The following is an 18609-nucleotide window of genomic DNA, read 5'->3' as shown; positions in this document are numbered from 1 at the left end:
CGAATCCCTTAGCGGTGGCCATACACGCGAGGACGCGTGTAGTAGTCGATGAGCGGCACCGTGATATTGGCCAGCAGTACGGCGAACGCCACGCCATCCGGATAGCCGCCAAAACTGCGGATCAGCCAGACCAGCAGCCCCGCCAGCGCGCCAAAAATCAGGCGTCCACGGTTGGTGGTCGATGCGGTCACCGGGTCGGTCAGAATAAAGAAGGCACCCAGCATGGTTGCGCCGGAGAGCAGATGCATCTGCGGGCTTGGCAGCGGCTCGGACGAGAACATCCAGCCGAGCGTGGCGCAGATCGTCAGCGTCACCAGAAAGCTGACCGGAATGTGCCAGCGAATCGTCTTCTTCCACAGCAGGAACACGCCGCCCAACAGATAGGCGATATTAACCCACTGCCAGCCAGCGCCCGCCAGCACGCCGCTGTAGATTGGGTACGCCATGATCTGCTCAACGCTGTGACCGGCATGCAAAGAGGTTTTAAAGGTGTCGAGCGGCGTCGCCTGGCTGATACCATCCACGCCCATGCGCAGGGTGGTCATGTCGCCACCCGTTGCCGTGTGGCCGGTAAAGATCACCTGAAGCGCATCCATAAATCCCGGTACCGTCGCGGCAATCTCGTGCGGCGGCAGCCAGCTGGTCATCTGCACCGGGAAGGAGATCAGCAAGACCACATAGCCGATCATCGCCGGGTTAAACGGGTTATGCCCCAGGCCGCCGTACAGCTGTTTGGCAATAATAACCGCGAAAACGGTGCCCAGCACCACCATCCACCAGGGTGAAAACGGCGGAATACTGATCGCCAGTAACAGACCGGTGAGCAGGGCTGAGTTATCGGCGAGAATGCGGGGAACAGGCATTTTTCGAAGCTTAAGCACCAGCGCTTCGGCGGCCAGCGCACTGACGCAGCCGAGGACAATCTGAAACAGCGTCCCCCAGCCAAAAAACCAGAGCTGCACGGCAATGCCCGGTAAGGCCGCCAGGCAAACCAGCATCATAATGCGCGACGTCTGGCGCTGGTTATGGGTGTAAGGGGAACTTGCGATTCTGAAAACCATTTAATCCTCGTTTACTGCCTGCTGTGCGGCTTTCTTAGCCTGAACGCGTGCAATCGCGGCGGCGACTGCGGCTTTGCGTGGGTCGTCATTGGCGGCGGGTTCGGGGTCCTGCTGGGCCGCTTTACGCGCTTTGGCGCGAGCAATGGCGGCTTCAACGGCCGCTTTGCGCGGATCGACAGGGGTTTCCTGCTCGACGCTCTTTTCCTGTTGCTCCGCTTTACGCGCTTTGGCGCGAGCAATGGCGGCCTCAACGGCGGCTTTGCGCGGATCGACAGGCGGTTCCTGCTCGACGCTCTTTTCCTGTTGTTCCGCTTTACGCGCTTTCGCACGAGCAATGGCGGCCTCAACGGCGGCTTTGCGCGGATCGACAGGCGGTTCCTGCTCGACGCTCTTTTCCTGTTGCTCCGCTTTGCGCGCTTTGCGCGCTTTGGCGCGGGCAATGGCCGCTTCAACCGCTGCTTTACGCGGATCGCTCTCAGCGTTCGGCTGTGCGTCCTGGGCTTTTTCTGCCTGACGGGCGCGGGCCTGCGCTTTGCGCGCTTCACGCGCGGCGATGGCTTCGCTGTTGTCTGGTTTTTCACCGGCCGGAATGATCACCGGCTGTGCGGCAGAGGCTTTCTTCTCACGCACCCGCGCCAGCGCGGCGTTAATGGCATCCTGATCTTTTTCGGCTGGCTGAACGGCAGCCTTTTTATGACGTTCCTGACGCGCCAGTTTCTCACGCTCAAGACGCGCCTGACGCGCTTCAAAGCGGGCTTTGGCTTCGGCGGCACGTTTGTCTTCCAGCGAAATGGCGTAGATCTCGGCCTTTTCCTGACGGAAATACTGCACCAGCGGAATGCTGCTTGGGCAGACCCAGGCGCAGGCCCCGCACTCAATGCAGTCGGCCAGATTGTGGGCTGTGGCTTTATCGTGCAGCTGGCCTTTGCTGAACCAGTACAACTGCTGCGGCAGCAGATCGGCCGGACAAGCGTCGGCGCAGGCGCTACAGCGGATACAGCCTTTTTCTTCCTGCTCTTCGCCCATCTCGCTTGCGGAAGGGGCCAGCAGACAGTTGGTGATCTTGACGACCGGAACGTCCAGCCAGGGCAGGGTAAAGCCCATCAGCGGCCCGCCCATGATGACCATTTGATCGCTGCCCGGACAGAAGCCGGCCTGCTCCAGCAAATGACGCACTGGCGTACCCAGCCGCGCCCAGACGTTACCCGGCTGCGAAACGGACTCGCCTGTCAGCGTCACTACGCGTTCGGTCAACGGTTCCCCGTCGATCACCGCGCGTTTCACCGCGTAAGCCGTACCGACGTTTTGCATCAGCACGCCAATGTCAGAAGAGCGGCCGCCGTGCGGAACCTGTTTCCCGGTCAGAATTTGCGTCAGCTGTTTTGCGCCGCCGGACGGGTATTTAGTGGGAATAACGCGCAGGCCAATGTCATGGCTGCCCGCCAGCACCGCACGCAGCATGGAGATCGCCTGCGGTTTGTTATCTTCAATGCCGATCAGCACTTCGCGCGGCTGTAAAATATGGGCGAGGATGCGAATCCCTTCGACGACCTGCGCGGCGCAGTCCTGCATCAGGCGGTCATCAGCGGTGATGTAAGGCTCGCACTCTGCGGCGTTGATAATCAGGGTCTGAATTTTATCGCCACCACCGCGCAGCTTGGTGCCGGTCGGGAAGCCTGCGCCGCCAAGACCGGCCACGCCGAACTGGTGGATGCGCTCGATCAGGGCTTCGCGGCTCTGGGCGCGATAATCACTCCAGCCGTCGCGGTCGATCCAGCGGTCTTCACCGTCCGGCTCGATCATGACGCTTAATTCGGCCAGTGCCGAAGGGTGGGGAACCGTGTGGGGGGCAATCGCCACCACTTTCCCGGAGGTCGGTGCGTGGACCGGGAGCATACGCCCGCGTCCAAAGGTCAGCTGCTGACCGCGTAATACGTTGTCACCGACTTTCACGCACAGCTCGCCTTCCGCACCGATGTGCTGTTTCAGCGGCATGACGAACCGGTTTGCTAACGGGATCTGGCGCAGCGGCGTGCCGCTGGACTGGGTTTTCATCTCTGGCGGATGAATCCCGCCGTCGAAATCCCAAATCTTCTCTTTTCTGAACGCAGAAAATAACTTAAACATGGTGTTCCACAGGAATTATACGAACCGGAATGGTTTGAAGATCCCACTTCCAGCTGTCGGGAGTCGTTTCGACCGGACGCAGCTCGATGCATTGCGTCGGGCAGGGGGCCACACAAAGATTGCAGCCCGTACAGAGATCCGCCATCACGGTGTGCATCGCGCGGGTTGCGCCAACAATGGCGTCCACCGGGCAGGCCTGAATACACTTAGTGCAGCCGATGCAGTTTTCTTCGTCGATGACCGCCAGCACGCGCGCAGGCTCTTGCGCGCTCTCGTTGCCATCCACGGGCTGCGGATCGACGTTAAGCAGCGCCGCGATTTTTAACATCACGGCTTCTCCACCCGGCGCACAACGGTTAATCTTTTCACCGTTGCCTACCGCCTCAGCATAGGGACGGCAGCCAGGATAGCCGCATTGCCCACACTGGCTTTGCGGCAGAAGGTCATCGATTTTTTCGACGACAGGATCGCCTTCAACCGCAAAACGGCGCGAGGCGTAACCCAGAATAATGCCAAAAAACAGCCCCAGCACGCTGATGGCGGCGATGGCAATCCAGATAGCATTCATTACAACTTCACCAGACCACTGAAGCCCATAAAGGCCAGAGACATCAAACCCGCGGTGACCAGTGCAATGGCGTTACCGCGAAAAGGCGCCGGAATATCGGCAGCGGCCATGCGTTCACGAATAGAGGCAAACAGCACCATGACCAGCGAGAAACCGACCGCCGCGGAGAAACCGTACAGGGCCGATTGCAGGAAATTATGCCCAAGGTTGATGTTGAGCAGCGCCACGCCGAGCACGGCGCAGTTGGTGGTAATCAGCGGCAGGAAAATGCCGAGCAGGCGATAGAGCGCCGGGCTGGTTTTGCGCACCACCATTTCCGTAAACTGCACCACAAAGGCAATCACGAGAATAAACGCCAGCGTGCGCAGATAGATTAGGCCGAGGGGGATCAATATCCAGGTATCAATCCACCAGGCGCAAATAGAGGCCAGTGTCATCACGAAGGTGGTTGCCAGTCCCATGCCCATTGCGGTTTCCAGCTTTTTGGAAACCCCCATGAACGGGCACAGGCCAAGGAACTTCACCAGCACGAAGTTATTCACCAGCACAGTTCCGACAAAGAGCAGTAAGTAATCGGTCATTATTTAGCCTGAAATAAAAAAGCCGCCTATTATCGGATAAACCACAACGGGCGACAACAGGATAACTGTAGGGTTATTACGGGTTCACGAAGGTCTTTTTGACCCGGGCGGAACGCCTGAAGTAGGGCGCGAAGAGCGCAGCGGCCAGCAGCGGGAACAGCAGCTGGCGCACAGCCAGTAAGTCTGAAACCGGTGAAAAGGCAAAGGCCTTGATCGCCAACAGCACGGAGATCAGCAGCCAGATAATATAGTGCTTAGGCACTTTCTGACGGCGTTTAAAGAACGCAATGGTCAGCCAAAGTGTGTAATACCACATGGCAATGGCAAAACCGAAGGAGATAAACCACAGCGCGATATTCATTGTGCTCTGGGAGGTCAGATTCTTAAGCGCATACGGCGTCACGAGAGCCGTTGTATACAGCAGCAGCGCAAGCGATGCGCTTAACAAAGCCACCAGTAACCAGGCGAGCGGGGCGAGTAACCAGCCTCCGATTTTTTCTCCAGGCGATGCGGTCATGTTATCTCCCTCAGTCTGCACGAAATGATACCCGGCAAATTTACCGGGGCGTGAGTATATAACATTTCGCGCCGATGGCTACCGTCTTACAGCACGTAGCGCCAAACTGATTTAGGGACTTCGCCGATATTGAACAAACGACCGCCGGAAACCAGCTCTGCGCGACGATGATCGGCAGCGCGGTACATATTGATGATGTCCTGATTATCGGTCAGCGTGTAGTTCAAATGATCAAACAGTTTTTCCAGGCTCTCGAGAGAACTGATCTTGCGAAATTTTAATAAATAATCCTGAACTGTCATTTAATAAGCTTCCATTTTTAAAAGTAAATTTTATCAGTAGGGTAATTCGCTCGAATAATAAACGGATAAATAAAGACGTAAACAACCCACTTAAGGGTTAAGACTAAATTAGGAGTTTTCTTTGAAAGTTTCAGGCGTCGGACGACGCCTGCAGAAGAAGGTTAACTCTGATGACCGTGGCTGGCAACCGGCAACTGACAGGATATGTCACTCTTTTGCCAGCAGAACTTATTTGGTCTGAGACGCCGCAACCGGTTCTGGTGGCTGGTAGTTATCAATATGGCTGGCAACGCCGAGTAAAATGACGGAAACACCCAGGACAACCCATCCTGCTAATTCAACGATTCGATTGATAATTGACGTCATGATTCTTGTTTGTGATTTATCCATAAATACAGATTGAGAATGTTACAGCGCGATTTCCGCTATCGCAAGTCCTTTGGGAACGGTTTCTCTGTATGAATTCAGCAGGTTATATAATTGTAACAAAGACCGCTGGTCAGTCGTGCTGTTTTACTTTTTGTAATCCATTACAAAACGGTTGTGACAGGCTTGTTGATAGTGTGAAATGAGTGAAAGACAAGACGAGAGGCAACGACATGAGTGACAAAATCCGCGTCGGATTAATTGGTTATGGTTATGCGAGCAAGACGTTTCACGCACCGCTAATTGCCGGTACGCCTGGAATGGAGCTGGCGGCGGTTTCAAGCAGCGATGCGTCGAAAGTGCATGCTGACTGGCCTTCGGTTCCGGTAGTGTCTGAACCTAAGCACCTGTTTAACGATCCGAATATCGATTTAATCGTGATCCCCACGCCAAACGACACCCACTTCCCGCTGGCAAAAGCGGCGCTGGAAGCGGGTAAGCATGTGGTGGTGGATAAGCCCTTTACCGTGACGCTGTCTCAGGCACGCGAGCTGGACGCGCTGGCAAAGAGTCTGGGACGTCTGCTGTCGGTGTTCCACAACCGTCGCTGGGACAGTGATTTCCTCACACTTAAGGCGCTGATGAACGAAGGGACGCTGGGTGAAGTGGCGTACTTCGAATCCCATTTCGATCGTTTCCGCCCACAGGTACGTAACCGCTGGCGCGAGCAGGCCGGTCCGGGCAGCGGTATCTGGTACGATCTGGCCCCGCATCTGCTGGATCAGGCGGTGAATCTGTTTGGTCTGCCGGTCAGCGTGACGGTCGATCTGGCGCAGCTGCGCCCGGGCGCACAGGCCACGGACTATTTCCACGCGATTTTAACCTATCCGCAGCGTCGTGTGGTTCTGCACGGCACCATGCTGGCGGCGGCCGAATCTGCGCGCTATATCGTGCACGGTACGCGCGGGAGCTACGTTAAGTTTGGTCTGGACCCGCAGGAAGACCGTCTGAAAAACGGCGAACGCCTGCCGCAGGAAGACTGGGGTTACGATATGCGTGACGGCGTGTTAACGCGTGTCGAAGGGGAAGAACAGGTGCAGGAAACCTGGCTGACCCTGCCGGGGAACTATCCGGCCTATTATGCGGCGATCCGCGATGCCCTGAATGGCACGGGTGAAAACCCGGTTCCGGCGAGCCAGGCGATTCAGATTATGGAACTGATTGAGCTGGGCATCGAATCAGCGAAACACCGCTCGACGCTCTGTCTGGCGTAATAAAAAAGGCCGGCAAATTTGCCGGCCTTTTACTTCTTAGCCTGCGACTTTATCGCGCAGGGCCTGTTTTTCAGCCGCGCTCAAGAACGCAATTTCCAGGCCGTTGATCTGCGCCTGACGAATCTCTTCGCGGCTCAGTCCCGCCTGCGGCGCGGCAACATTATATTCATGAATAATATCGACACCTTGAACTGCCGGATCGTCGGTGTTCAGCGTTGCCAGCACGCCGTGCGCGAGGAACGTCTTCAGCGGATGCTGCGCCAGTGACGCAACGGTGCTGGTCTGAATGTTAGACGTCAGACAGGATTCGATGCCGATGCGCTGCTCGACCAGGAAATCCATCAGCGCCCGGTCTTCAACGGCTTTCACGCCGTGGCCGATACGCTCGGCACCCAACTCACGAATTGCCTGCCAGATGCTTTCCGGACCGGCCGCTTCGCCCGCATGAACGGTAACATGCCAGCCCGCGTCGCGCGCACGGTTGAAATGAGAGAGGAACAGGCTGCCGGGGAAGCCAAGTTCATCACCCGCCAGATCGACGGCGGTGATTTGATCGCGATGAGCCAGCAGCGCTTCCAGCTCCTGCAGACAGGCCGCTTCACCGAAGGTACGGCTCATAATGCCAATCAGATTCGCCTGTACGTTAAACGCCTTACAGCCTTCGCGCACGCCTGCGATAACCGCTTCCACCACGCCGTCGACGGGCAGATTGTGGGTCATCGCCATATAGCCTGGGGAAAAACGCAGTTCGACATAATGCAGGCCATTGCGCGCCGCATCTTCGATATTCTCGAACGCCACGCGACGACAGGCATCTAGCGACGCCAGCACTTTCACGCCCCAGTCCAGTTTGCTAAGGAAACTCACCAGATCCGGTTCGTTCGCCGTCACCTGGACGTGGGGAATAAGTGTCTCAATAGTTTGAGCGGGCAGGGACAAATTAAACTGGCGGCCAAGATCGAGAATGGTTTGGGCACGAATGTTGCCATCAAGGTGACGGTGAATATCGGTAAGGGGAAGGCGGGTATCAATCATGGTCGCACTCATTTTCTGGTTAAAGTGCGCCACATTATAAAAACATTTGCGGGTAAAAAGCTATTTGCGCAATGGAATATTCCATTGCGCAACCTGTCAGAGCAGAGAATGAATCCCCGCAATCAGCCGCTCAACGCCCTGTTCCAGTTTACTGCGTGGACATCCGGCATTCAGGCGTACATACCCGTTACCCTCCACGCCGTAGGTGTAACCTGGCATGATCGCGACTTTTTGCTGCTCAATGAGTACGTTCTGCAGCGCTTTGTCGTCGATACCGAGCGCGCTCAAATCAATCCATGCCAGATAGGTCGCTTCCGGCGGCTGCCAGTTCAGCTGCGGGAATGCAGCGTTGAGTTGCTCAGCCACATAGCGCAAATTTGCCTCCAGATAGGCGCGCAGGGCATCCAGCCACGGCTCGCCCTGCTGATAGGCGGCGATATGTGCCGTCAGTGCCAGCACGGACGGAGATGAAAGCCCGTCGCGGCCCTTTAGGGCGTTAAGATAGCTTGCGCGACTTTCATCGTCGCCGATCAGCCCGTACGCCCCGGTGAGTGCCGGGATATTAAAGCTCTTGGAGCCTGACGTTAGCAGCGCCCATTTGCTGCGCGCCACCTCGTTCCACGGCGTATGCTGGTGGTCGCCCCACACCATATCCATGTGGATTTCGTCGCTGATCACCGCCACATCGTAGCGCGCGCACAGCTCGGCCATGGTGTTCAGCTCGTCGCGCGTCCAGACTTTACCGGTCGGATTTTGCGGGCTGCACAGCAATAAAATCGTGTTTTCCGGTTTCGCCAGCGCGGCTTCCAGGCTGGCCATATCGCACTCCCAGCCGGCTGTGTTTTTTTGCATTGCGACCGGAACGACGTTGCGATCGTTGCCCTGGATGGCGTTGTAAAATGCATCGTAGGCGGGGGTATGCACCACAATGCCGTCGCCGGGTTTCGACCACACGCGAATCAGCTCGGAAACCATATAAATGACCGACGGACCGTACACCAGGGTGTTCGTATCAATCTGGCTGTGAAAACGCTGCTGGAACCAGTGCGCAACGGCGGCGAGAAATTCGTCATTTTTCCAGCGGCTGTAGCCAAACACGCCGTGACTGATACGCTGATTGAGTGCGTCGATGATGCACGGTGCGGTGGCAAAATCCATATCGGAAATGGTAAAGGGCAGCAGATCGTCAGCACCGAAGCGGTCGGCGACGTAATCCCATTGGGTACACCAGGTCCCGTGGCGATCGACGACGGTTGAAAAATCAAACATAGCGCTCGTCCTTAAAGTAAAAACCCCCTTCGCCAGAAGGGGGTGAGGTGTCAGGCTTCTACCGTACGCATCAGCGTCGATAGCTCATCTTTAACCGACTGGACCTGCGGCCCAATCACCACCTGCAAATTATGCTGATTTAACTGTACCACGCCGATGGCCCGGTTGGCCTTCAGGGCGTTGGTGTCCACCTTCGACATATCGTTCACCGACAGACGCAGGCGGGTTATGCAGTTATCGAGAGACGTGATGTTATCCGCGCCGCCCAGTGCCGCCAGAATCGCTGGCGTGTTGTAGCCGGATTTACCGACGGTACCCACAACGGCTTGTTCCACGCTGCTGGCGGTATCGGTATCGCGGCCCGGTGTTTTCAGATTAAAGCGGGTGATGGCGAAGCGGAAGATACCGTAGTAAACCGCAAACCAGATAGCCGCCACAACCGGCACCAGATACCACTTGGTCGACAGGCCGTGCAGGATGCCGAACACCACGAAGTCAATCACGTTGCCGTCGGTGTTACCGATGGTCACACCCAGCACCGCCATCACGGTGAAGCCCAGGCCGGTCAGCACGGCGTGGATGAGATACAGCACCGGTGCAACGAACAGAAACAGGAACTCGATTGGCTCAGTCGTTCCGCCTACCACGCAGGCGATGACGCCGGAGATCAGCAGGCCTTTAATTTTATGACGGTTTTCAGGACGCGCGCAGTGGTACATCGCCAGCGCCGCACCCGGCAGGCCGCCCAGGAAGGCCGGCATTTTACCCTGCGACAGGAATCGGGTCGCACTTTCAGAGAAGCCGTGGGTGGTCGGGCAGCTCAGCTGCGCCTGGAAGATAGTCAGCGCGCCACTCACGTCGTGGCCGCAGACGTCCATCGTGCCGCCTGCTTCGGTAAAGCGAATCAGCGCGACAAGAATGTGCTGTAAACCGAACGGCAGCAACAGACGTTCACCAGTACCGAAAATCATCGGGCCGAAATCGCCTGCGCTGTTGATGATGCGGCCAATCGCCGTAATCCCCATCGCGAAGACCGGCCAGATCAGGGGGATCACCAGACCAAACAGACCCATGACCACCAGGGTGACAATCGGCACAAAGCGGGTACCGCCGAAGAAGGCCAGGGCGTCCGGTAGACGGATATTGTGGAAGCGCTCGTGCAGCATCCAGATAATCACACCGGCAATAACCGCACCGAGGATCCCGGTGTCGATCGACTGAATACCCAGCACGCTCTGAATATTGTTCGCTTTCAGCACTGCCGCGTCGGTGGTGGGCAGAATGCCTTTAGCGGTCAGCCAGAAATTCACCGCCAGGTTCATCACCGCGTAGCCGACAAAACCGGCAAACGCCGCCACGCCTTTGTTCTCGCGCGCCAGCCCCAGCGGGATAGCGATACAGAACATGACGGGCAGGAAGCTAAAGGCAAAGGAGCCGACTTTACTCATCCAGATGAAGATTGCCTGCAGCACCGGGTTGCCGAGGAAGGGGATCAGGGTAATGACATCATGGCTGCTGAGTGAGCTGCCGATCCCGAGCATGATCCCGCAAAAAGAGAGCAGAGCCACCGGCAACATAAAGGTTTTACCCAGTTGCTGGAAAAACTCCCACAGCGATATTTTTTGTGCTGCTTTCGCCGTCATAAAACGACTCCTTGATGGTTAAAAGGGTTTTATCTGTTTCACTGTGGCGAGAAGATAAAACGTTTTACCAAACTTTAGTGCGCGCTGAATCACATTCTCATGCTTTAATTAGCAGTATAAATAGAACCTATTGATAAAACGTTTTATCTGACTGCACATCAGGGAGTTGCGCGTTCACATGTCTGTTGCGAAGAAGATCACCATCAATGATGTTGCGCTGGCGGCCGGGGTATCGGTCAGCACCGTTTCGCTAGTCTTAAGCGGAAAAGGGCGCATTTCTCCCGCGACGGGCCAGCGCGTGAACGAGGCGGTTGAGCAACTGGGGTTTGTGCGTAATCGCCAGGCAGCGTCTCTGCGTGGCGGACAAAGCGGCGTGATTGGCTTGATCGTGCGCGATCTGACGTCGCCGTTTTATGCAGAACTCACCGCCGGGCTAACAGAAGCGCTGGAAGCGCAGGGGCGGATGGTCTTTTTACTCCACGGCGGGCGCGAAGCGGATCAACTGCTCTCCCGGCTGGATATGCTGCTGACGCAGGGCGTGGACGGCGTGATTATCGCGGGGCGTCTGGCGTGGGGAGCGAGCTGTGCGAGCGCGCGGCACAGAAGGGCGTTCCGCTGGTGTTTGCCTCACGCGCCAGCTATCTCGATGAAGCCGATACCCTGCGCCCCGATAACATGCAGGCTGCACAAATGTTGACCGAGCATCTGATTCGTCGCGGTCATCAGCGCATCGCCTGGCTGGGCGGCAAGAGTTCGTCCCTTACGCGCGCCGAACGTGTGGGCGGTTACTGTTCGACGCTGATCAAATACGGTCTGCCGTTCCACAGCGAATGGGTGGTTGAGTGCGAATCGAGCCAGAAAAAAGCCGCCGAAGCGATGGGCGCGCTGCTGCGCAGTAATCCCACCATCAGCGCGGTGATCTGTTACAACGATATTATCGCCATGGGGGCCTGGTTCGGCCTGCTCCGCGCCGGACGTCAGAGCGGCGAGGGTGGCGTAGAGACCTTCTTCGACCAGCAGGTGGCGCTGGGTGCTTTTGCGGATGTCGGGGAAAACGCGCTGGACGATCTGCCTATTGTCTGGGCGACAACGCCCGCGCGCGAGATGGGTTACACCCTGGCAGACCGCATGATGCAGCGAATTGAGAAATCAGACGTCCAGGCCGGGCATCAGATCGTGTCGGCGCGACTGGTAACGACGAAATAACGATGTGAATCAACGTGCCGCACGGTTTTGCGGTTTTTCGCCAGATGAGTCAAAATCGTCTGGCCGATGTAATTACTCCAGTTGAAACTGTTTTGCAGCACAATCACCGCATTTTGATTCTGTTTATCAAAGCCAATGTAACTGGAGTACCCGCCAATATACCCCACCTGATAGGTCATTTTCTGGCCGTCCGTCTCGTCACTCACCCACGCGATATTGGCGGCCTCTTTGTGCCGATAATAGTAAGTACGAGTGACGTCCTTGAAAGCCTGGTTGATCGCCTTATCCTGCGTCGCGCTGATGTGCGCCCGGGCGTAGGCCGCCAGATCGCGGGCGCTACTGTACAGGCTTGCCGCTGCGGTCATGTTGTGCTGAAAATGCCAGTCCGGCGTCAGTTCGCCACGGCGTATAAATTTAGGCTGATCCCCTGCGTGGCCGAGCGCACGCCTCGGATATGACGCCAGTATTTCCGGCGTATAGCTGGAGTTTTGCATATCGAGTGGCTGAAAAATCAGCCGCTGGGCCAGGGCTTCGATCGATTCACCGGTCTTTCGTTGCAGAATATAGCCGAGGAGGGCGTAGCCGATGTTTGAATACTGCGGTTCGTGTGAGTCAGGCGCAGAGAAATCGCGCAGGTAATTGAGTACGTTATCGCTGTCGAGTTCTGAATAGAAGTTCTCGCCGGTACTGAAATAGCGCACAAGATTTTCGAGGGTCAACAGATCCATCGGCTGACGCGGTAAGCCAGAGGTGTGAGTGACCAGCTGCAACAGGGTGATGTTTTGCGCGTCAGCACTCAAGGGTGTGCCTTCAGGCAGTAAGGTCGCGAGCGTATCCGTCCAGTGGAGTTTGCCCTCATTGACCAGCAGGGTCGTGACTTCGGCGGTAACACCTTTGCTCAGTGAGCCGAGTGCAAAGAGGGTATCCGGGGTGACGGGGTACTGGTTTTTTGCGTCGGTTACGCCGTAGCTGTGAAATTCGGTGGGGCCGTTATGCTGAATAATGGCGACAATCATCCCGGTCACCTCTTTTTCTTGCATGTACTGCTGGATCATCGGGTCGATCCCGCGACCGTAGTATCCGACCACAACGCGGGTACTCTTTTGTTCCGGCATATCCATTTGCGATAACGTACTGTTTCCACAGCCAGCTAACACCAACAGGGACAAAAGCAGTAATGGTGTTTTAATGTTCATTCTTAAAAGCTGACTGTGCCGCCGTCCAGGAAAAATAGAGCGCGCAGTATACAAAAATGCGGCCCGGCAGGCGCCTGTTTTTCACGCTTTTGGTAGAGGGCATCAGGAGGCGGTGATCCAGATCAAGAGCCTTGCCCGCCTTACGAGGCATATTCTGCGCTCCTGTTAAGTTCTGTAAAACGATTACCGCCATGCAACTCTGTAAAACCCTGCTCGCTTTAGCCTTTGTTCCCGCCATCTCCTTTGCCGCCAGCAATATAGAAGTCGGTTTTTCACCGGAAGGGGGCGCCCAGGAGCTGGTGCTCAAAACCATCAATAACGCGACAAAATCGATCCGCATGATGGCCTTTTCGTTTAGCGCCCCGGATATCATGAACGCGCTGGTGGCGGCGCAGAAGCGCGGCGTCGATGTGCAAATCGTGATTGATCAGAACGGCAATGTTAGCGGCAAAAGCCTGCAGGCGATGCGCTATGTGGCACACAACGGCGTTAAGCTCAGAACGGACAATCACTACCGTATTCAACACGATAAAGTGATTATTGTAGACGGGAGTACGGTCGAAACCGGGTCATTTAATTTTGCCAAAACGGCGGAGTCTAAGAATTCGGAAAACGTGATAGTGATTCACAACGCCCCGGATCTGGTGGCGGAGTATCTTGCGCACTGGGAAAACCGCTGGCAGCAAGGGGTGGATTTCTCTGTGTAAAACTGCCGGGTGGCACAGCGCACCCGGCGGATAAGGCTAATGCCCGGCTAACAACAAGCCGGGCAATGCCTGTATTACTGCTGCGGTACTGCTGGAGCCGCAGGTTCAGCCGGTTCCGGCATCCCAAGTGTTGGCATACCAAACATACCGACAAAGTCTTCCAGCGGCATTTTCTGACCGTTTAACGTCACCTGACCATTCGCATACTGCAGGCTGGTGCTAATCACGTTGTCTTCAAGCGTGGTGATGCGGAACATCTGGCCCATGGCCGCCATGCCTTTCACCTGCTGGCTGGCGAGCTTAGCCGCATCGGCGTCGTTATAGCCTTCGAGCTTCGCTATCTGGGTCATAAACTCGGTCGCCATATCCATCGGGATCGTCAGTTTGCTGTCGATGGATTTCACGCTGCGATCCACTTCCTGCGCCAGCGTCTGCGCTTCACCGGTCGCGATGGCCGGATCTTTCAGGAACAGGGACAGGTTGAAGTTGGTTTCGCCTTTGCTGTTTTTCCAGCTCAGTGGGGCGATCGTGATAACCGGCTCGCCTTTCAGCAGCAGCGGCAGGTTGCTTAACAGGGCATCCATCGCTTTTTGCTGATACAGCTCAGGATTTTTGGTCATCAGCTCTTTATCGGCCAGCAGCGCCTGGCTTTGCGCACGATACTGCTGACTGAACTGATGCCACGCCTGGCCGTCGATATTGCCGAGTTTCAGGGTCAGTTTGCTGGAACCCAGATCCTGGCTCTGCACTTTGAGGCTATTCAGGCTGTAATCCAGCTGGCTGTTGACGCTCTTACCGTCTTTGGAGAGATCGGATTTACCGACCAATTCCATCCCTTCCAGAACGGCCATCTCTTTGTCTTCCACGGCAATCGCCATTTTACCCAGGCTGATTTGCTGGTCGCCCATGCGCTCGCCAAAGGTGGTCATACGGCTGTTGCCGTCGGCTTTGAGATTATTGAAGGTCAGCTGAACCTTCTGATTGTATTCGTTAACCGCGTTGACCAGGCCACTTTCCGCCGAGCCGCTCAGGGTGAACACGTTACCGTCGCGATCCGCGTCGAGTTTGAAATCGCCGCCGCTGAAGGCCACTTTCTCGTCGCCTTTTTCATAATTCAGCGCTTTCAGGGCGATATCGGAGCTTGTATCGCCGGCGTAGCTGATGCGTGTATCCACCACAAACGGCGACTCATTTTTCGCCAGTTCAAACAGCGGTTTAGACGCTTCGTTGTTGACCAGCGTGGTTTTTACCGACGCCATGGACGGAATCAGATTGAAATGCTTCAGCTGTGCCAGCGGGAACGGACCGTGATCGACAACTTCGTCCAGCACCACGCTGTGACCGTCTTTCAGCCAGCCATTTTCGGTGCCCGCAACGGGTTTAACCACCAGTTGCATATGGCTTTTGAAGACGCCGCGCTGATAGTTCTGATAGCTTAATTCCAGCCCGGCTTCCGGCGCCGTGCGTTTGATTTCGCTGTTAGCCTGCGCCACCATCTCTGCCAGACGACTCTCCAGCTGTTTGCCCGTAAACCAGGAGGCGCCCGTCCAGACCACCCCTAATGCGACAACAACACCAACCGCTATAACCGATTTTTTCATCATGATTGTCCATAAAATGAAACCAGGCGGTAAAAACCGCCTGGTGATTAAGTCTTCCACTAGCTTAGCAAGAGAGTCGATAAACTTATAGCTTATTGAAGACCCTTGCCAGGCGGCCATTTCCGCTGATAGCGATCGGGGACTCATTCGCCGCGACAAACGCCGACTCCCCTGGTTTGAGCACCAGGCGCTGTTCGCCTTTGCTCAGCACCGCTTCGCCTTCAACACAGAACAGGATTGCCGCGCTCTGCTGTGAGACCGCGGTTTCCGTCGCGCTCAGGTCGTGCAGCGCAAAAGCGAAGTCGTCAACAGGAATCGGGAAGTCCAGCTCTGCGCCGTTTTTCACCGGCTGAGTCAGCAGCTCTGCGGCAGGTTTGGCGACGAATTTGACGTTCGCTACCAGCTCCGGGATATCGATATATTTTGGCGTCAGCCCGGCGCGAAGTACGTTATCGGAGTTTGCCATCACTTCCAGCGCCACGCCCTGCAGATACGCATGCGGGGTTTCCGCAAACAGGAACATCGCCTCGCCCGGATTCAGTTTCACCACGTTCAGCAGCAGCGGAGAGAAGAGGCCGCTGTCGTTCGGGTAGAACTCAGAAATCAGGCGAATGGTCTGCCAGGGTTCACCCTGCTGGTTATTGAGAGCGGCTTTCAGCACTGCCAGCGCGTGGGATTTCTCGTCATCCTGCATATTCAGCAGGCTGGCAAACAGCTGGCTTAAGCCTGCGGCGTCCGGGTTTTCGAGGAAATGGGCAATAGCGTGATGGGCGCCCGCGACCGGCTGCAGCAGCGAAACAATCTCCGAGAACTCGCGGAAGGCGTTCATCGCCAGGAACGGTGTTAACGCGAAAACCAGCTCTGGCTTATGGTTCGGATCTTTGTAGTTACGTTCGGCGGCATCCAGTGGGATACCGGCTTTATTCTCTTTCTCAAAACCTATTTCAGACGCTTTCTTGTTCGGGTGCACCTGAATGGAGAGCGGCTGTGCGGCGCAAAGCACCTTGAACAGGAACGGCAGTTCGCCGAAACGCTGCGCCACGGCATCGCCCAGGAGCGTCGCTTTGTCCGCGTCGATCACCTCGCGCAGAGCGCGGACCTGGCCGCTGGCGTCTTCAATTTTTGAGCTGCTCTTCGGATGCGCGCCCATCCACAGCTCTGCCATCGGCAGGTTGTCAGGATTGGCGATACCGTAGAGATCCGTTAACGCAGTTTGACTTCCCCAGGCATAGTTCTGCACTGAGTTGATGAGTTTTTGCATTATCAAGCCCTGTTTCAAATGTGGAATTATCTTCGCGTATTAAAGCAATAAACCGCCCGGAAGTAACCTGCGCATGTAAAAAGTCGTACTAGTCTCAGTTTTTGTTAAAAAATTGTGTAGGATAAGCAAACTCGCTTTTAAGCAGGGCAGCGGAACATCTGCTCTTAAATAACCAGACCGAAGCAGTAAGTGAGAGAACAATGTCGAACAAACCCTTTCATTATCAAGATCCTTTCCCGCTGGCAAAGGATCAGACCGAATACTATCTGTTAACATCCGATCACGTCTCTGTCTCTGAATTCGAAGGGCAGGAGATCCTCAAAGTTGACCCGCAGGCGCTGACCTTACTGGCGCAGCACGCCTTCCACGATGCCTCCTTTATGCTGCGCCCCGCGCATCAGCAGCAGGTTGCCGATATCCTGAGCGATCCGCAGGCCAGCGAAAACGACAAATATGTCGCGCTGCAGTTCCTGCGTAACTCCGATATTGCTGCGAAAGGCATTCTGCCGACCTGCCAGGACACGGGCACGGCGATCATCACCGGTAAAAAAGGCCAGCGCGTCTGGACCGGCGGCGGTGACGAAGCGGCGCTGGCGCACGGTGTCTACAACACTTACATCGAAGATAACCTGCGTTATTCGCAAAACGCGGCGCTGGATATGTATAAAGAGGTGAACACCGGCACTAACCTGCCGGCGCAGATCGACCTCTACAGCGTCGATGGCGACGAGTACAAATTCCTGTGCATCGCCAAAGGCGGCGGCTCCGCGAACAAAACCTATCTGTACCAGGAAACCAAAGCGCTGCTTTCGCCGGGCAAGCTGAAAAATTACCTGGTCGATAAGATGCGCACGCTTGGAACGGCAGCCTGTCCGCCGTACCACATCGCGTTTGTTATCGGCGGGACGTCGGCGGAAAGCACCCTGAAAACCGTCAAACTGGCGTCGACCAAATACTATGACGGCCTGCCAACGGAAGGGAACGAACACGGTCAGGCATTCCGTGACGTTCAGCTCGAACAGGAGTTGCTGACAGAAGCGCAGAACTTAGGCTTAGGCGCTCAATTCGGCGGCAAATATTTTGCTCACGATATCCGCGTCATCCGTCTGCCGCGCCACGGTGCGTCTTGTCCGGTCGGGATGGGCGTCTCCTGCTCTGCGGATCGCAATATCAAAGCGAAGATCAACCGCGACGGTATCTGGATCGAAAAACTGGAAAACAATCCGGGGAAATACATTCCGCAGGAGTTGCGTCAGGCCGGTGAAGGTGAAGCGGTGCATGTCGATCTCAACCGTCCGATGAGCGAAATCCTGGCCCAGCTGTCGCAATACCCGGTCTCCACGCGTCTGTCGCTGAACGGCACCATTATCGTTGGCCGTGACATCGCTCACGCGAAACTGCAGGAGCGTCTGGATAAGGGCGAAGGTCTGCCGCAGTATGTAAAAGATCACCCGATCTACTACGCAGGCCCGGCGAAAACCCCGGAAGGTTATGCCTCTGGTTCACTCGGCCCGACGACGGCAGGGCGCATGGACTCCTATGTGGATCAACTGCAGGCCAACGGCGGGAGCATGATCATGCTGGCCAAAGGCAACCGCAGCCAGCAGGTGACGGATGCCTGCCACAAACACGGCGGATTCTATCTCGGCAGCATCGGCGGCCCGGCAGCGGTGCTGGCACAGGGCAGTATTAAGAGCCTGGAGTGCGTGGAATACCCGGAACTGGGGATGGAAGCCATCTGGAAAATTGAAGTGGAAGATTTCCCGGCGTTTATCCTCGTGGATGACAAAGGCAACGACTTCTTCAAACAGATCCAGTCGTCCCAGTGTTCAGCGTGCGTTAAGTAGTTTTTGTGCCGGGTGGCGGTTTCGCTTCACCCGGCACGACTCACCACA

General features: G+C 56.2%; 17 protein-coding genes and 1 pseudogene. 4 read left to right on the top strand and 14 right to left on the bottom strand.

Features of this window, described 5'->3' with window-relative positions; translation table 11 throughout:
- Positions 1-8: 8 nt before the first annotated feature.
- The 7 genes from rsxD to blr form a co-directional block, all read right to left on the bottom strand.
- The gene (rsxD, locus tag DAI21_RS16730; RefSeq protein ID WP_107703690.1) at positions 9-1061 is read right to left on the bottom strand and encodes an electron transport complex subunit RsxD; all 1053 of its coding nucleotides are present in this window, start codon (positions 1059-1061) and stop codon (positions 9-11) included.
- Positions 1062-3188 (bottom strand): electron transport complex subunit RsxC, encoded by a 2127-nt coding sequence (rsxC, locus tag DAI21_RS16725; RefSeq protein WP_107703689.1) that lies wholly within the window; start codon positions 3186-3188, stop codon positions 1062-1064. It lies immediately after the preceding gene.
- Entirely contained in the window at positions 3181-3756 is a 576-nt protein-coding gene (gene rsxB / locus DAI21_RS16720) for an electron transport complex subunit RsxB (RefSeq protein ID WP_107703688.1), read from the bottom strand. The genes rsxC and rsxB overlap by 8 nt, the downstream gene beginning before the upstream one ends.
- Entirely contained in the window at positions 3756-4337 is a 582-nt protein-coding gene (rsxA, locus tag DAI21_RS16715) for an electron transport complex subunit RsxA (RefSeq protein WP_100780381.1), read from the bottom strand. The genes rsxB and rsxA overlap by 1 nt, the downstream gene beginning before the upstream one ends.
- A 76-nt stretch (positions 4338-4413) precedes the next feature.
- Positions 4414-4854 (bottom strand): DUF2569 domain-containing protein, encoded by a 441-nt coding sequence (locus DAI21_RS16710; RefSeq protein WP_100780380.1) that lies wholly within the window; start codon positions 4852-4854, stop codon positions 4414-4416.
- 86 nt (positions 4855-4940) lie between these two features.
- Complete coding sequence (gene ydgT / locus DAI21_RS16705) at positions 4941-5156, bottom strand: transcription modulator YdgT (RefSeq protein ID WP_064325909.1); 216 nt, start codon at positions 5154-5156, stop codon at positions 4941-4943.
- A gap of 228 nt (positions 5157-5384) precedes the next feature.
- Positions 5385-5510, bottom strand: coding sequence for a division septum protein Blr (gene blr, locus DAI21_RS16700; RefSeq protein WP_181827939.1), 126 nt, complete (start codon positions 5508-5510; stop codon positions 5385-5387).
- Between the two features lie 245 nt (positions 5511-5755).
- On the opposite strand from blr, the gene DAI21_RS16695 reads away from it, so the two are divergent.
- On the top strand, positions 5756-6796 hold the full coding sequence (locus DAI21_RS16695; RefSeq protein ID WP_107703687.1) for an oxidoreductase: 1041 nt from the start codon (positions 5756-5758) through the stop codon (positions 6794-6796).
- Between the two features lie 36 nt (positions 6797-6832).
- On the opposite strand, the gene add is transcribed toward DAI21_RS16695, so the two are convergent.
- The 3 genes from add to malX all read right to left on the bottom strand — a co-directional run bounded on the left by add (position 6833) and on the right by malX (position 10743).
- Positions 6833-7831: an adenosine deaminase gene (gene add, locus DAI21_RS16690; RefSeq protein ID WP_102103577.1), complete on the bottom strand. Its 999-nt coding sequence runs from the start codon at positions 7829-7831 to the stop codon at positions 6833-6835.
- A gap of 96 nt (positions 7832-7927) precedes the next feature.
- Positions 7928-9100, bottom strand: a complete 1173-nt coding sequence (locus tag DAI21_RS16685; protein WP_102103578.1) for a MalY/PatB family protein — start codon at positions 9098-9100, stop codon at positions 7928-7930.
- Between the two features lie 50 nt (positions 9101-9150).
- Positions 9151-10743, bottom strand: coding sequence for a maltose/glucose-specific PTS transporter subunit IIBC (malX, locus tag DAI21_RS16680; protein ID WP_100780375.1), 1593 nt, complete (start codon positions 10741-10743; stop codon positions 9151-9153).
- Between the two features lie 178 nt (positions 10744-10921).
- Between malX and DAI21_RS16675 the strand changes: the two are divergent.
- Positions 10922-11949, top strand: a pseudogene (locus tag DAI21_RS16675) (Mal regulon transcriptional regulator MalI).
- On the opposite strand, the gene DAI21_RS16670 reads toward DAI21_RS16675, so the two are convergent.
- Both DAI21_RS16670 and DAI21_RS22980 read right to left on the bottom strand, forming a co-directional pair.
- A complete protein-coding gene (locus tag DAI21_RS16670; RefSeq protein ID WP_370447034.1) occupies positions 11913-13064 on the bottom strand; it encodes a serine hydrolase domain-containing protein in 1152 nt (383 codons plus the stop codon). The pseudogene DAI21_RS16675 and the gene DAI21_RS16670 overlap by 37 nt on opposite strands.
- Before the next feature lie 70 nt (positions 13065-13134).
- Positions 13135-13296, bottom strand: coding sequence for a hypothetical protein (locus DAI21_RS22980; protein ID WP_159075423.1), 162 nt, complete (start codon positions 13294-13296; stop codon positions 13135-13137).
- 40 nt (positions 13297-13336) lie between these two features.
- On the opposite strand from DAI21_RS22980, the gene DAI21_RS16665 reads away from it, so the two are divergent.
- Positions 13337-13852: a phospholipase D family protein gene (locus tag DAI21_RS16665; protein ID WP_107703685.1), complete on the top strand. Its 516-nt coding sequence runs from the start codon at positions 13337-13339 to the stop codon at positions 13850-13852.
- A gap of 74 nt (positions 13853-13926) precedes the next feature.
- Here DAI21_RS16665 and DAI21_RS16660 read toward each other — a convergent pair whose 3' ends face one another.
- Together DAI21_RS16660 and manA are read right to left on the bottom strand one after the other, a co-directional pair.
- Complete coding sequence (locus DAI21_RS16660; RefSeq protein ID WP_107704278.1) at positions 13927-15453, bottom strand: YdgA family protein; 1527 nt, start codon at positions 15451-15453, stop codon at positions 13927-13929.
- An 85-nt stretch (positions 15454-15538) separates the two neighbouring features.
- Complete coding sequence (gene manA, locus DAI21_RS16655) at positions 15539-16714, bottom strand: mannose-6-phosphate isomerase (RefSeq protein ID WP_102103582.1); 1176 nt, start codon at positions 16712-16714, stop codon at positions 15539-15541.
- A gap of 200 nt (positions 16715-16914) precedes the next feature.
- On the opposite strand from manA, the gene fumA reads away from it, so the two are divergent.
- On the top strand, positions 16915-18561 hold the full coding sequence (fumA, locus tag DAI21_RS16650) for a class I fumarate hydratase FumA (RefSeq protein ID WP_107703684.1): 1647 nt from the start codon (positions 16915-16917) through the stop codon (positions 18559-18561).
- Positions 18562-18609: the final 48 nt, after the last annotated feature.

This window comes from Lelliottia sp. WB101 (assembly GCF_003051885.1).
GTDB lineage: Bacteria > Pseudomonadota > Gammaproteobacteria > Enterobacterales > Enterobacteriaceae > Enterobacter > Enterobacter nimipressuralis.
This window is presented reverse-complemented; position numbering and strand designations above follow the sequence as displayed.